Annotated in this window: 11 protein-coding genes; 5 read left to right on the forward strand and 6 right to left on the reverse strand. The window is 72.2% G+C overall.

Going from position 1 to position 13,311, the window contains the following annotated elements; all coding sequences use genetic code 11:
- The 5 genes from IEY79_RS23815 to IEY79_RS23835 all read left to right on the forward strand — a co-directional run.
- The coding region (locus IEY79_RS23815; protein WP_189109627.1) for an SDR family NAD(P)-dependent oxidoreductase at window positions 1-4,130 on the forward strand (4,130 nt) is incomplete at its 5' end.
- Window positions 4,127-6,730 carry a type I polyketide synthase gene (locus IEY79_RS23820; protein ID WP_189109628.1) on the forward strand — a complete coding sequence of 868 codons (2,604 nt, stop codon included), beginning with the start codon at window positions 4,127-4,129 and terminating at the stop codon, window positions 6,728-6,730. The genes IEY79_RS23815 and IEY79_RS23820, both read left to right, overlap by 4 nt.
- Before the next feature lie 31 nt (window positions 6,731-6,761).
- Complete coding sequence (locus IEY79_RS23825) at window positions 6,762-7,523, forward strand: thioesterase II family protein (protein ID WP_189109629.1); 762 nt, start codon at window positions 6,762-6,764, stop codon at window positions 7,521-7,523.
- Between the two features lie 30 nt (window positions 7,524-7,553).
- A complete protein-coding gene (locus tag IEY79_RS23830) occupies window positions 7,554-8,834 on the forward strand; it encodes a styrene monooxygenase/indole monooxygenase family protein (RefSeq protein ID WP_189109630.1) in 1,281 nt (426 codons plus the stop codon).
- Between the two features lie 17 nt (window positions 8,835-8,851).
- The gene (locus IEY79_RS23835) at window positions 8,852-9,064 is read left to right on the forward strand and encodes a DUF5988 family protein (RefSeq protein WP_189109631.1); all 213 of its coding nucleotides are present in this window, start codon (window positions 8,852-8,854) and stop codon (window positions 9,062-9,064) included.
- 67 nt (window positions 9,065-9,131) lie between these two features.
- Here IEY79_RS23835 and IEY79_RS23840 read toward each other — a convergent pair whose 3' ends face one another.
- The 6 genes from IEY79_RS23840 to IEY79_RS23865 form a co-directional block, all read right to left on the reverse strand.
- On the reverse strand, window positions 9,132-9,992 hold the full coding sequence (locus IEY79_RS23840; RefSeq protein WP_189109632.1) for a class I SAM-dependent methyltransferase: 861 nt from the start codon (window positions 9,990-9,992) through the stop codon (window positions 9,132-9,134).
- Between the two features lie 62 nt (window positions 9,993-10,054).
- Window positions 10,055-10,801, reverse strand: coding sequence for a maleylpyruvate isomerase family mycothiol-dependent enzyme (locus IEY79_RS23845; RefSeq protein ID WP_189109633.1), 747 nt, complete (start codon window positions 10,799-10,801; stop codon window positions 10,055-10,057).
- 56 nt (window positions 10,802-10,857) lie between these two features.
- A complete protein-coding gene (locus IEY79_RS23850; RefSeq protein WP_189109634.1) occupies window positions 10,858-11,562 on the reverse strand; it encodes a PIG-L deacetylase family protein in 705 nt (234 codons plus the stop codon).
- Between the two features lie 358 nt (window positions 11,563-11,920).
- Window positions 11,921-12,184: an ArsR/SmtB family transcription factor gene (locus IEY79_RS23855; RefSeq protein WP_189109760.1), complete on the reverse strand. Its 264-nt coding sequence runs from the start codon at window positions 12,182-12,184 to the stop codon at window positions 11,921-11,923.
- A 53-nt stretch (window positions 12,185-12,237) separates the two neighbouring features.
- Window positions 12,238-12,972, reverse strand: coding sequence for a transposase family protein (locus IEY79_RS38440; protein WP_373292607.1), 735 nt, complete (start codon window positions 12,970-12,972; stop codon window positions 12,238-12,240).
- A gap of 86 nt (window positions 12,973-13,058) precedes the next feature.
- Window positions 13,059-13,223 carry a hypothetical protein gene (locus IEY79_RS23865; protein ID WP_189109635.1) on the reverse strand — a complete coding sequence of 55 codons (165 nt, stop codon included), beginning with the start codon at window positions 13,221-13,223 and terminating at the stop codon, window positions 13,059-13,061.
- Window positions 13,224-13,311 lie beyond the last annotated feature (88 nt).

Raw genomic sequence — 13,311 nt, forward strand, 5'->3', positions numbered from 1 at the left:
CCGCGTACTGGTTCCGCAACCTGCGCAACCCGGTGCAGTTCGAAGCGGCCGTACGGACCCTGCTGGACAGCGGCCGGCGGGTGTTCATCGAAGCGAGTCCGCACCCGGTGCTCACCGTCGGCGTACAGGAGACCATCGACACCACCGGTCTGCCCGCCTCGACGCTCGGGTCGCTGCGCCGCGACGAAGGCGGTCTCGCCCGCTTCACCGCCTCCCTTGCCGAAGCCTTCACCCACGGCGTGTCCGTCGACTGGCCGGTCTTCTTCGAGCGGTCCGCACCGCGCCGCGTGGAACTCCCGACGTACGCGTTCCAGCGCGAGCACTATTGGCTGACACCGTCGAACGCCACCGGCGACCCGGCGGAACTGGGTCTGGGCGCGGTGGAGCATGCGCTGCTTGCCGCCGCGGTCGAGGTGGCCGACGGCGGGGTCGTGCTGACCGGGCGGGTGTCGACGCAGGCGCAGTCCTGGCTGGCCGACCACGTCGTCGGCGGCGTCGCGCTGATGCCGGGCACCGCGTTCGTGGAACTGGCGATACGTGCCGGGGACGAGGCGGGCTGCGACCGGGTCGAGGAACTGGTCCTGGAATCACCGCTGGTGCTGCCGGAGCGCGGCGGTGTGGCCCTCCAGGTACGCGTCGGGCCCGAGGACGGCACCGGCCTCCGCACCTTCGGCATCCACTCCCGCCCCGACGAGGTCATGGGCGAGTGGACGCGGCACGCGAGCGGCACCCTGACCGCCGGCTCGCCGGAGAGCCCGCCCGAAGCGGCGGACCTCACGGCCTGGCCGCCCCCGGGCGCCACCCCCGTCGACGTCGAGGGGCACTACGAGCGGATGGCAGAGGCGGGCTACGCCTACGGCCACGCCTTCCGCGGGCTGCGGGCCGCGTGGCGCCGCGGGGACGAGGTCTTCGCCGAGGTCGCGCTGCCCGAGCACGTCCGGGAGCAGGCCGCCGGGTTCGGTGTGCATCCGGCACTCCTGGACGCCGCCGTGCAGGCGAGTGGCCTGGGCGACTTCTTCCGGACCGCGGGTGAGATCCGCCTGCCCGCCGAGTGGAACTCGGTGCGGCTCTTCGCCTCGGGCGCGACCGCGCTGCGGGTGCGGCTGACGAAGACGGGCCCGGACGCGTTCGCCGTCGCGCTCGCGGACGGCACGGGCCGGCCGGCGGCGTACGTCGAGTCGCTGCTCGTCCCGGCCGCCACGCCGGAGGAGCTGGAGGCCCTGCGCAGCGGCGAACAAGAGTCCCTGCTGCGGATGGACTGGCTGGCGCTGCCGGCCGGCGGCACGCGGACCGCGGGCCGCTGGGCCGTGCTGGCGGCCGAGCCCGGGCAGGTCTGCGACAGCCTGCGCACGGCGGGCATCACCGTCGAGACCCACGCGGACGTGCCGGCACTTGCCGCTGCCCTGGCCGAAGGGGCGCCGCCTCCGGACGTCGTGCTGCTCGTCTGCCCGGACGGCTCGGCGGGCGCCCTCGCGGAGCTGGCGCGCGAGGCTGCGGCGCACGCCCTGGAAACCGTCCAGACCTGGCTGGCCGACGAGCGGCTTGCCGCCGCACGGCTGGTCGTGGTGACCCGAGGGGCCCTTGCCGTCGGGGCGGACGACGAGGTGACCGAGCTGGGCCAGGCCACGGTGTGGGGTCTGATGCGTTCTGCGCAGTCGGAGAACCGCGACCGGATCACACTCGTCGACCTGGACGACCCGGCCGCCGCCGGTCTGCTGCCGGCGCTCCTGGAGAGCGGCGAACCCCAGCTCGCCGTACGGGCGGGGGAGGCGCTGATGCCCCGGCTCGCCCGGGCGGACGGCGACCTGCTGTCGCCCCCGCGCGGAGTGCCGTGGCGCCTGGACGTACGCGACGACGCGACCGGCGTGGAGAGCCTGGTGCCGGTGGCGTGCCCCGAGGTCGACAAGCCGCTCGAGCCGGGGCAGCTACGTATCGCGGTACGCGCCGCCGGGCTGAACTTCCGCGATGTCCTCGTCGCCCTGGGGGTGGTTCCGGACCGGGTGTTCACCGGGGGCGAGGGTGCCGGTGTCGTCACCGAAGTGGGTCCGGGTGTGGAGGGCTTCGCCGTCGGCGACCGGGTGCTGGGCTTCGTACCGCAGGCGTTCGGGCCCGTGGCCGTGGCGGACCACCAGTTGCTGACGCGGATGCCCGAAGGCTGGTCGTTCGAAGAGGCCGCCGCGGTACCGGCGGTGTTCGCCTCCGCCTACTACGGGTTGGTGGACCTCGCCGGACTCAGCAAGGGCGACGTGGTCCTCATCCACGCCGCGGCCGGCGGCGTCGGCACGGCGGCGACGCAGATCGCCCGCCACCTGGGCGTTGAGATCTACGGCACGGCGCGCCCGCAGAAGTGGCACGCCCTGCGCGCCGCTGGTGTGGACGACGCGCACCTGTCCTCGACCCGCGACCTCGACTTCGAGGCGAAGTTCCTCGCGGCAACCGGGGGCCGCGGCGTGGACGTCGTCCTCAACTCCCTCCCCGGCGAGTACATCGACGCCTCGGCGCGGCTCCTGCCGCGCGGTGGCCGGTTCCTGGAGCTGGGCAAGACCGACGTCCGCGACCCCGGGCAGTTCGCCGAGGCGCACCCGGGCGTGGCGTACCAGGCGTACGACCTGACGCAGGCGAGCCCGGAGCGGATCCAGGAGATCCTGTCGGAGGTCGTGCGGCTGATCGAGTCCGGCGAGCTGCGGCACATCCCGGTGACGACGTTCGATGTCGGCCGCGCCCGGCAGGCGTTCCGCTATCTGAGCCAGGCGCGCAACATCGGCAAGGTCGTCCTGACGATCCCGCCGCCGCTGGACGGCAGCGCATCGGTGCTGGTGACGGGCGGGACCGGGGTCATCGGCTCGGCCGTGGCGCGGCACCTGGCACAGGCCCATGGCGTGCGGCATCTGGTGCTGACCAGCCGGCGCGGCATGGCGGCGCCGGGTGCGGCGGAGTTGGTCGACGAGCTGGCGGGGCTGGGGGCACAGGCGAGCGTGGTGGCGTGCGACGCGGCCGACCGCGAGGCGCTGGCCTCGGTGCTGGCGGAGATCCCCGCCGAGCACCCCCTGACCGCGGTGGTGCATTCGGCGGGTGTCCTGGCCGACGGCGTGATCGGATCTCTGACCGGGGAACACCTGGAGGCCGTGCTGCGGCCGAAGGTGGACGCGGCGGTCAACCTGCACGAGCTGACGCGGGACATGGATCTGTCGGCATTCGTGCTGTTCTCTTCGGCGGCCGGTGTGCTCGGTGCGCCGGGTCAGGGCAACTACGCGGCGGCCAACGCCTTCCTGGACGGCTTGGCGGCCCACCGCCGGGCCCAGGGCCTGACCGCGACATCCGTGGCCTGGGGGTTGTGGGCGCAGGCGAGCGGCATGACCGGGCATCTGGACGAGCAGGACATCGCCCGCATGGGGCGTACCGGCTTCGTCGGCCTTTCGACCGACCAGGGGCTGTCGCTGTTCGACGCGGCGCTCAAGACCGACGAGGCACTGGTCGTCGCGGCCAAGGTCGACGCCGCGCGCCTCCGCGCCCAGGGCGGCGCCGTGCCCGCGATGCTCCGCAGTCTCGTCCGGGTCACGTCCCGCCGGTCGGCGAATGCCGCGGCCGATACGTCCGTGCTCGTACGGCAGTTGACGGGCGCGTCGGAGACCGATCAGCAGCGGATCCTGACCGCGCTCGTACGCTCGCACGTCGCGACCGTCCTCGGGCACGCCTCGCCGGACTCGGTCGTCTCCGACCAGGCGTTCAGCGAGATCGGCTTCGACTCCCTCACCGCGGTCGAGCTGCGCAACCGGCTCTCCGTCGTCACCGGGCTGAGCCTGCCGGCCACGATGGTCTTCGACCACCCCACCCCCGAGGCCCTGGCGGCCTTCCTCCGCGGCCGGTTCGCGCCCGGCTCGGACGAGAGCCCCGCCGCGGTGGAGCGCGGGGACGCAGACGAGGCGGAGGTCAGGCGAGCGCTGGCCGGGATTCCGCTGCCGCGGCTCCGCCAGGCGGGCGTGCTCGACCTGCTCCTCACCCTCGCGCGCTCCGACGGCGCGCCGGCCGCCGACGACCCGGGCGAAGGCAGTGCGCTCGCCGAGATGGGCGCGGCCGACCTCGTACAGCTCGCACTCAAAGACACGGACGGGGAGCCGAGCCTGTCATGACTCTGTCCACCGAGAAGGTCGTCGAAGCACTTCGTGCCTCGATGATGGAGGCCGAGCGGCTCCGCAAGCAGAACCAGCGGCTCACGTCCGCGCTGTCCGAACCCCTCGCGATCGTCGGCATGGGATGCCGCTACCCCGGCGGCGTGCAGTCGCCGGAAGAACTGTGGCGCCTGGTGGCGGACGAGCGGGACGCGGTGTCGCCGCTGCCCGGGGACCGCGGCTGGGAGCGGGGCGCGCCCGCACCACAGGGCCCGGGCGAGCCGGGCGGGAACGAAGGCCCCGTCGGCGGCTTCATCGACTCCGCGGCGGAGTTCGACGCGGGGTTCTTCGGGATCGGCGCCCGCGAGGCGACGGTGATGGACCCGCAGCAGCGGCTGCTGCTGGAGACCTCCTGGGAGGCGTTCGAGCGCGCCGGGATCTCTCCGGCAGCGGTACGCGGCAGCGCCGTCGGCATCTACATCGGCGCGATGGCCACCGAGTACGGCTGGGGCGCGGGCAGTGGCGGACGGATCGACGCGGCCGCGGTGGCCGGCCGGGCCACCAGCGTGATCTCCGGCCGGCTTGCGTACACGCTCGGCCTGGAAGGGCCGACGGTGACGGTGGACACCGCGTGCTCGTCCTCACTGGTGGCGCTCCATCTGGCCGGCCAGGCGCTGCGGTCGGGGGAGTGCTCCCTGGCGCTGGTGGGCGGGGTGTCGGTGATCAGCCATCCCGACCTGCTGTCCGGCGCGAGCCAGCAGTTGATCCTGGCCGCGAACGGCAGGTCCAAGCCCTTCGCGGCGAACGCCGACGGCGTGGGGCTGGGCGAAGGCGTGGGCGTCCTGCTGCTGGAGCGGCTGTCCGACGCGCGGCGGCACGGCCACCGCGTACTGGCGGTGATGCGCGGTTCCGCGGTGAACCAGGACGGCGCGTCCAACGGCATGACGGCGCCGAACGGACCCTCCCAGCAGCGGCTGATCGCGCGGGCCCTGGCCAGCGCCCGGCTGACGCCCGCGGATGTCGACGCGGTGGAGGCGCACGGTAACGGTACCCCCCTGGGCGACCCGATCGAGGCACAGGCCCTGATCGCCGCCTACGGCCGGGACCGCCCCGCCGAGCAGCCGCTGTGGATCGGATCGATCAAATCCAACATCGGCTACCCGAGGGCCGCTTCCGGCGTGACGGGCGTCATCAAGATGGTGCTGGCGCTACGGCACGGGATGCTGCCCAGGACGCTGCACCTGGACGAGCCGTCACCGCACGTCGACTGGTCCGCCGGCGCCGTGGCGCTGCTGACCGAGGCGCAGCCGTGGCCGGACACCGGCAGGCCGCGGCGGGCGGGGGTGTCCTCGTTCGGGATCAGCGGCACCAACGCCCACGTCATCCTCGAACAGGCCCCGCCGGGCGAGCCAGAGAGCGAACCTGCGGCGGACGGGGCGCTGGCGCCGCCGGTGGTGGTGCCGTGCCCGGTCTCGGCCAGAACCCAACAGGCCCTGGCGCGCCAGGCGGCGCGGCTGCACGACCACCTGTCCGCCGCTCCCGCGCCGGCTGTCGGCGGCGTGGCCGGCGTCGGCCACGCGCTGGCCACGACCCGGGCGCACCTCGACCACAGGGCCGTCGTGCTGGCCCGGGACCGGGACGACTTGATGGTCCAGGTCGCCTCGCTGTCGCGCGGGGAGCCGGTGCCCGGCCTGGTGACGGGCGAGGTGCAGCGGGACGTCCGGCTCGCGATGAACTTCCCGGGCACGGACTCGCGGTGGCGGGGGCAAGGCAAGGGCCTCTACGAGAGCTTCCCGGTGTTCGCGCGGGCACTGGACGAGGTGGGCGCTGCCCTGGACCGGCCGCTGGCGGCGGAGATCTTCGCGGACCACGAGCCGGACGCGGCGGGGCCGCCCGACACGGCATCCGCTGAGGCTGGCGTGTTCGCGCTGGAGGTGGCCCTCTGGCGGCTGCTGTCCTCCTGGGGCATCGAGCCCGACGTCATGGCAGGTGACGGAGTCGGGTACGTGGCCGCCGCGTTCGCGGCCGGGGCGCTGCCACTGGCGGACGCCTGCGCCCTGGTGGCCGCAGGCGGGCATGACCCGTACACCGAGGAATTCCGGCGGCTGGTCGAGAAGTCGTGGGTGTCCGCACCGAAGGTCACCCTGGTGCCCGACCTGGCCGCGCAGGACGCGACCGCGATCCTGGAGCTGGGGCCCGCCGGCCGCAACCGGGGGCCGGGGCCGGTGCTCGTTCCGGTGCTGCGCCCCGGCGAGGCGGAACCCCTGGCCGCCCTGACCGCGCTCGCCGAGGTGTTCGTGCGCGGGATTCCGGTGGAGTGGGCGGCTCTGTTCGACGGGGCACCGACGCCGGCCGTGGAGCTGCCGACGTACGCCTTCCAGCGGCAGCGGTACTGGCGGGCCTCGGACTCGGCGGAATCCGCAAGCGCGGAACCCGCGGGCGCGGATGCCACCGGCTCCCCGGCGGCGCCGCCCGGCCGGTCCGCGTTCTGGGCGGCGGTCGAGCACGGGGACGCCGAGACGCTGGCGCACACCCTCGCGCTCGGCAGCGAAGCGGAGCGCTCCGCGCTACGGACCTTGCTGCCGGCGCTGTCGTCGTGGCACCAGCGGGCCCCTTCGTGATGTTCAGCGACCGTACGAGAAAGGCAGCGCATTGACAGCGACCGCGACGGACCCGTGGATCAGGCAGTTGAACGACGCCGGAGGCGCCTCCGCACGCGTGGTCGCCTTCCCGCACGCCGGCGGCTCCGCCTCCTTCTACTTCCCGCTCGGCCGGACGCTCGGGCCCGCGGTGGAGGTGCTGGGCGTGCAGTACCCGGGCCGCCAGGAACGGCGGACCGAGGAGATGATCGACAACGTTCCCGGTCTGGTCGACCAGATCGCCGGCCGGATGACCGCGTGGCTCGACCGGCCGCTGGTGCTGTTCGGCCACAGCATGGGGGCCGTCCTCGCCTTCGAGGTCGCCCGCCGCCTGGAGCAGGAAGCCGGTACGGGCCTCTCCGCGCTCATGGTGTCCGGGCGGCGCGCACCCTCGATCGTCAGGGACGACGAGGACATGCATCTGCGCGACGACCGGGAGTTGCTGGCCGAGGTGCGGTCCCTGGGCGGAACGGACGGCGGGTTCCTTCAGGACGACGAATTGGTGCGGATGATCCTTCCGGCGATACGCACCGACTACAAAGCCATCGAGACGTATCGCATGCTGCCGGGACCCCGACTGCGGTGCCCCATCAGGGTGCTGACCGGGGACGCCGATCCCAAGGTGCACGTCGACGACGTCCCGGCGTGGTCCGACGAAACCTCGGGCGAGACCAGCGTCCACGTATACGAGGGCGGCCATTTCTATCTCGCGCCGCACCTCGCCGAAATCAGTGACCTGATCTCGGCGGAAGTCGCAGCCGCGCTCGCCGAGTAAATGACCCACATTTCACAGCGGAGGTTGCCGATGGGCACCCGAAAGATTCTTGTCGTGGGTGCCGGCCAGTCCGGGCTGCAACTGGCCCACGGACTGCGCCGGCACGACTACGACGTGACCGTGATGACGTCCCGTACCCCCGACGAGATCCGCGAGGGCCGGGTGCGGTCGACCCAGGCGATGTTCGCCCCCGCGCTCCGGCACGAACGCGACCTCGGGCTGAACTTCTGGGACGACGAGGCCCCCGTCATCGACGGGTTCCATTTCGCGCTACCCACCCTGACCGGCGGGCCAGGCAACCGGGGCATGGACTTCCACGGCCGGATGGAGAGCCCGTTCCAGTCCGTCGACCAGCGGCTCAAGATGTGCGTCTGGCTGCAGGAATTCGCCCGCAAGGCCACCCGGGAGACCGGTGAGGACCGGGTGATCGTGGGCAGCGCGATGGGCTCCGACCTGGAGTACATGACCCGCAACGAGATGTACGACCTGATCGTCATCGCGGCCGGACGGGGCGGGCTGTCGCGCATGTTCATGCCCGAACCCGCGCTCTCGCCCTACAAGGAGCCGCAGCGCAACCTGTCGGTGACCTACGTGCGCGGCTTGCGGCCCGACCCCGATCTCGGCGACGCGAACATGGTCAATTTCACCCTCATACCCGGCCTTGGCGAGCTGTTCATCGTTCCCGCCCTCACCACGACGGGCCCGTGCCACATCCTCTTCTTCGAGGCCGTCCCCGGCGGGGAACTCGACCGCTTCACCCGCCGCACCCACACGGGCGCGGAGCATCTGAAGATCACCCTCGAGCTGATGCAGAAGCACACACCGCGTGAATACGAGCGGGCCCGGGACGTGGAACTGACCGACTGGGGCGCCTTCCTCACCGGCGCCGTCACCCCGGGGGTGCGCAACCCCGTGGGGCGGCCCGGCAGGAACGGCGGTCCTGTCCTCGGCATGGCGGACGCGGTCCTCACCAACGACCCGATCACCGGCCAGGGCGCCAACAACGCGGCGCACTGCGCGGCGGTGTATCTGCAAGCGATCCTCGAGCACGAAGGCAAGCCCTTCGACGAGGAGTGGATGCGGCGCACGTGGGACACGTTCTGGAACACGACGGGCAAGGCCGTGACGACGTGGACCAACACGATGCTCCAGCCGCCGCCCCACGTGTCGCGCATGTTCCCCGCGGCCGACAGGCACCAGGAGGTCGCCGACCGCCTGGCCAACGGCTTCGCCGATCCCAACGATCTTTCCGCGTGGTTCCTGGACCCGGACAAGGGCAGCGCATATCTGTCCGAAGGAGGATTTTGGTGAACAGCGATGGAGAGAGCATGACCGGTCAGGAAGCCGTCACCATAGCTCTGGAAGGCGGCCCCAGTGATTCGCCCGGGGAGGCTGCGCACCCAGCGGTCTCCGGCGCCATGGACACGGTGAAGGTCCCTCACCAGGGCGGATACGAGCACTTCGAACGCGACCCGGACCCGAAGGGCCCCGGCGGCAGGAGCTCCGAGGTCTTCCGGTGGGTTACCCGGATGGCCGAATAGTCCCCGGCTCCCCGGCACACACCTCGCCGGCCGGCCCCGCCCGGGGCCGGCCGGCGAGGTGCTTCTCTCAGGCGGTGGCCCGGACGCTCAGCGCGGTGGAAGGCAGCATGATCCGCCCGTCGCCCGCCGCGTGGCGCTCGACGGCGTCGGCCACCGCGCCCCAGGTGCCGGGATCGTCCTCGGACCCGAAGCGGCGCTTGATCAGATCGAGTACGGCCCGGGGGGTGACCGCCCGGCCGAAGGCCGCGTACTCCGCGGGGTTCTGCAGCACGAACGGCACGGTGAACTCCGTGACCGTGACGTCGCTGAACCCCGCCGCCGTCACGGTCTTGGCGAGTGCGTCGGCCTCGCACATGCTGAACGGCCCCGGCTGCCCCGGGGGCGGCCCGGGCAGCCGCAGCCGCTCACCGAGCACGCGGGTGGCCGTGAACAGCATGGGCACGGACTGCGGCGGCCCCCACGTGGTCGTCGCCAGCACCCCGCCCGGCTTGAGCACGCGCCGGATCGCCTCGAAGGTCGCGAGTTGGTCGATGACGAGCATCAGACCCCAGCGGCTCAGCACCACGTCGAACGACTCCGCGGCCAGGCCGATCGACTCCACGTCGCCTTCCACGAACTCGGCCTGGGGGAGCGCGGCAGCACGTGCGTGGGCCCGCGCGAGCATGGCGGTCGACAGATCCACCCCGACGACGCGACCCTCCGGGCCCACCGCCTCCGCGGCCCTGATCGCGGGCTCCCCGTGGCCGGTGCCCAGGTCGAGGACCGACTGACCGGGGCGTACGCCGCCCCGTTCGAGAAGGTGCTCGGTGGTGGGCTGTCCGCCGCGCTCGAAGATGTCGGTCGCGGCCGCCCAGCCGGCGCTCATGCCGTCCCAGGTGGACCGCTGGTTGTCCTTGAAGCGCTGCGGGTCGACGGACGGCGTGGGCATGTTCGCTCCAGACAGGGACGAGACGGAGGCGTCGGTGGGGCGGGGAGTCCGGTGGGCGTTGCTCAGTCGGTGGTCGCAGTCTTGACGGGGCCGAACTCGGAGAGGACGTCCAGGTACGGGAGCGGGTCTCCGTCCCAGTCGAGGGCGAGGATCTGCTCCCGGCTGCGGCGTCCGGCCATGACGCGCAGCAACTCGTGCCGGTCCGCGCGCAGTCGCGCGCCCGGCTCGCCGTCGCCGATCGTGCGCTCCATGCCCGCGTAGGAGAGGACCAGCGCGGGCAGTCCGAGGGCGCGGATGCGGTGCCCCAGGCCCATGCCGTATCCCGCGAGGGCCGTGGACAGCGCGGGGGACTCGGCCGCCCGGGGCAGGCCGAGGGCGGCGCGGATGTCGGTCTCGTGCACGACCAGGTCGTTGAGCGCGATATTGCCGGTCAGTGCCCCGAAGGGCGCGGCGTCCGGCCGCGGGCCGCGCAGCAGCTCCAGCAGCGGCGGGGTGGACTTCTGCCACTCGGCCACCAGTTGGTCCACCGGCCGGTCTTCCCGCTCGGTGACCTGCCGGGCGGTCATCGCGTCCCTGGCCCGCGCGACCCCGTCGTCGCGCCACTCGTCGAGAATGCTCTGCCCCTCGGCGAACTCCGGAAAGTTTCCCGTCGCGATGTCCGCGACGTATCCGGTGTGATGGGCCAGCACGTCGTGCACCGACCAGGCTGGGCAGGCGGGGACCCGCGTCTGCAATGCGGTCGCGGGATCGGTGACGACCGCGATCAGCCGCTCCTGGACATGCTGGTAGCCCTCTGCCGGATCGGGCATGGTGACCTCACTTATCGGCGATCCGTACGTGTCTGGGGTCCGTCGGAGACGGTTTCTCAGCCCATCGGGTAACGGCGGAAGCCGACGGCGTAGTCGCAGCCGGCGCCCAGGCCGACGTATCCCGTCATGTTGCGGAGGAAGTCGTCGGGCTCGAAGTCGTTGTCCAGGCCGTCGATGTACGCCTGGTGCTCGCGCAGCGAGGCGACGCCGGCGTTGATCGTCTCGCTGACGTCGGCGAAGTGGGTCGGGTCGCCCGTGGCGGCCACGTACGCGTCCTTGAGGCCGGTCACCTTCGGGCCCGCTTCGGGGAAGACCCACTCGTTGGCGGCGTCCCGGCACGCGTCCAGCACTGCCAGCCCGAGGGCGCGGTGGTCGGAGTGGTTGACCGGCCCCTTCTCGCCCCAGGTGAGGTCGAAGCTCATGGTGATGACCACCTCGGGCCGCAGCCGCCGGAACGCGGCCGTCAGGTCCCGCCGCAGCGGCAGCCCGTACTCCAGCAAGCCGTCGGGGTGGTCGAGGAACTCGACGTCGCTCACTCCGACGACGGCCGCGCCGCGCCGCTGTTCCGCGACCCGCAGCGGGCCGACCTCGTCGGGGTGCTTGCCCGCGATGCCCGCCTCCCCGCGGCTGGCGAGTACGTAGCTGACGTGCTTGCCCTGGCCGGTCCACCGGGCGACCGCGGCGGCGACCCCGTACTCCAAGTCGTCGGGGTGAGCGGCGACGGCGACGGCGCGGCTCCAATCCTCCGGTATCGGCTGCATCTTGCTTCCTTCGTGGTCAGATGTGTCGGAACACCCGGGCGGGATCTCGGCCGGCTCGGAAGGCGTGCGGAGACCCTGCCCGGGATTGACCGCGATCCGCGTGAGACTGCACGGGTGGAACGAGGGCGTCGTGCCGCCGACGGTGCGGATGGAGTGCGTTCAAAGCAGGTAGGCAACGACCGGTGTGATGCGGCCCGGTGTCCTGGCGATGCCGCTGGCAGAGTTACGTGGTCGATGCAGATGGACGGAACGTGGCTTGGCGATCCCGCAGCACTCACCACGCTCGCCCTCAAGGCCGCAGCTCATGACGTCGATATCACCATGCCGGGATGATGGTATCGGAGTTGGGCGATGTTATCTAGGGTGTGTCGGGCTCGCCGTCCGGACGGAACTCCGCGCTGCCCGTGGTCTCCAGGATCTTCTCCGCGGACGACGTGAGCAGGTCCGGCAGGTCGGGATGGGCGAGCGAGTAGAACATCTGTCTTGCCTCCGGGCGCGCCACCACGAGACCGCACTCGCGCAGCACCGCCAAGTGGGCCGAGACCGAGGACTGCGCCATGCCCATGGCGGTCGTCAGGTCGACCACGCGTGCCTCGCCGCCGGCCAGTCGCTGCAGAATCAGGGCTGATTCAAAGTCGTGGTGATCATGTGGTGTTGCTGGTCACGGGAGGCCGATCAAGTCCAGTGGGAGGGTGAAGGGCTGGTAGGAGACCTTGCGCAGGCCGCCGGCGATGCTGTGGTGCCCGGCGGCGCGCAGGGTGCTGATCGCGAAGCTGCGGAGCGTGGCCGTGTTCTCCGGGCCGTGCCCGTTTCGGATCCTGGAGGCGTCCTCGCCGAACGTGGTGTCTCGGACGTAGTGGACGGCCTCGATGCCCCACTGCGTCGGGCGAGTTTCCCGATGGCCTGCGGCGATGCGTCACGGGCCGGCACCCGCAGCCGGCTGACGGTGCGCCCGCCGGGCAGCACGGCCGACAGCAGATGCGCGGCCGGCGCGCAGGCGGTGCGCGAGCCGCGGGCACACTTACCGTCCACGGCCAGATGTGCCGCACCGGCGGGATCACAGCCGAGCAGGTCGGCGAGCCCACCGGGGCACACCACGGCCAGAATGCGGCGGATCGTCGAGCCGGACGCCGCCCGGCGCACGCCCAGCGGACCGACGGCCCGCACACCGAGGCGGGCCAGTGTGTCCTGCGGCGCGTGACGGGCCCACTGGCCGACGGCCAGGTAGGAACGGGCACCGGCCAGCACCGCGCAGCAGGCGGTGAGCACCACCGCCACCAGTGAGTGCCGCCGTCCGCGCCGGTGGCGCGGGTCGCGAAGAACCGCGAGCCGCTCAGCGATGCCGCTCACGGCACGCTGGGCGGCAGCGGGCGACTTGGTCAGGCAGACGGTGGCAGACTGGCGGCACATCGAAGCTTCGGAAGCACTGGGCGACTTGGCAAGGTCACCCCGCCAACCGGAGCTTCGTTGCGTTCGTCACGGCCTCCCCCGGATCCTCACACCATCACGACCTGCACACCCTTATGATCACCCAGACTTTGAATCAGCCCTGGCTGAAGAATGGACAGCCGGGCCGGATCGGCGAGGCCCCGGAACAGTGACACGGCGGGCGCGAGATTCTTTCGGAATTCGGGCGATGCAGCCCCGCTCGTTATCGCCATACGTCGACGATAACACTCGGCGTAATTGCCCAGAACGGGCTGCCATACAACATGCGCAGGGGGTCGTGATTTAGCAATCCGCAGGCCC

The organism is Streptomyces camponoticapitis, from assembly GCF_014646115.1.
Taxonomy (GTDB): Bacteria; Actinomycetota; Actinomycetes; order Streptomycetales; family Streptomycetaceae; genus Streptomyces; species Streptomyces camponoticapitis.

Bases quoted from the DNA above. Each gene is read 5' to 3' on its own strand.
- IEY79_RS38440 (WP_373292607.1), bottom strand. From the start codon at position 12,972: ATGTGCCGCCAGTCTGCCACCGTCTGCCTGACCAAGTCGCCCGCTGCC.
- IEY79_RS23835 (WP_189109631.1), top strand. From the start codon at position 8,852: ATGACCGGTCAGGAAGCCGTCACCATAGCTCTGGAAGGCGGCCCCAGT.
- IEY79_RS23850 (WP_189109634.1), bottom strand. From the start codon at position 11,562: ATGCAGCCGATACCGGAGGATTGGAGCCGCGCCGTCGCCGTCGCCGCT.
- IEY79_RS23840 (WP_189109632.1), bottom strand. From the start codon at position 9,992: ATGCCCACGCCGTCCGTCGACCCGCAGCGCTTCAAGGACAACCAGCGG.
- IEY79_RS23865 (WP_189109635.1), bottom strand. From the start codon at position 13,223: ATGGCGATAACGAGCGGGGCTGCATCGCCCGAATTCCGAAAGAATCTC.
- IEY79_RS23845 (WP_189109633.1), bottom strand. From the start codon at position 10,801: ATGCCCGATCCGGCAGAGGGCTACCAGCATGTCCAGGAGCGGCTGATC.
- IEY79_RS23830 (WP_189109630.1), top strand. From the start codon at position 7,554: ATGGGCACCCGAAAGATTCTTGTCGTGGGTGCCGGCCAGTCCGGGCTG.
- IEY79_RS23820 (WP_189109628.1), top strand. From the start codon at position 4,127: ATGACTCTGTCCACCGAGAAGGTCGTCGAAGCACTTCGTGCCTCGATG.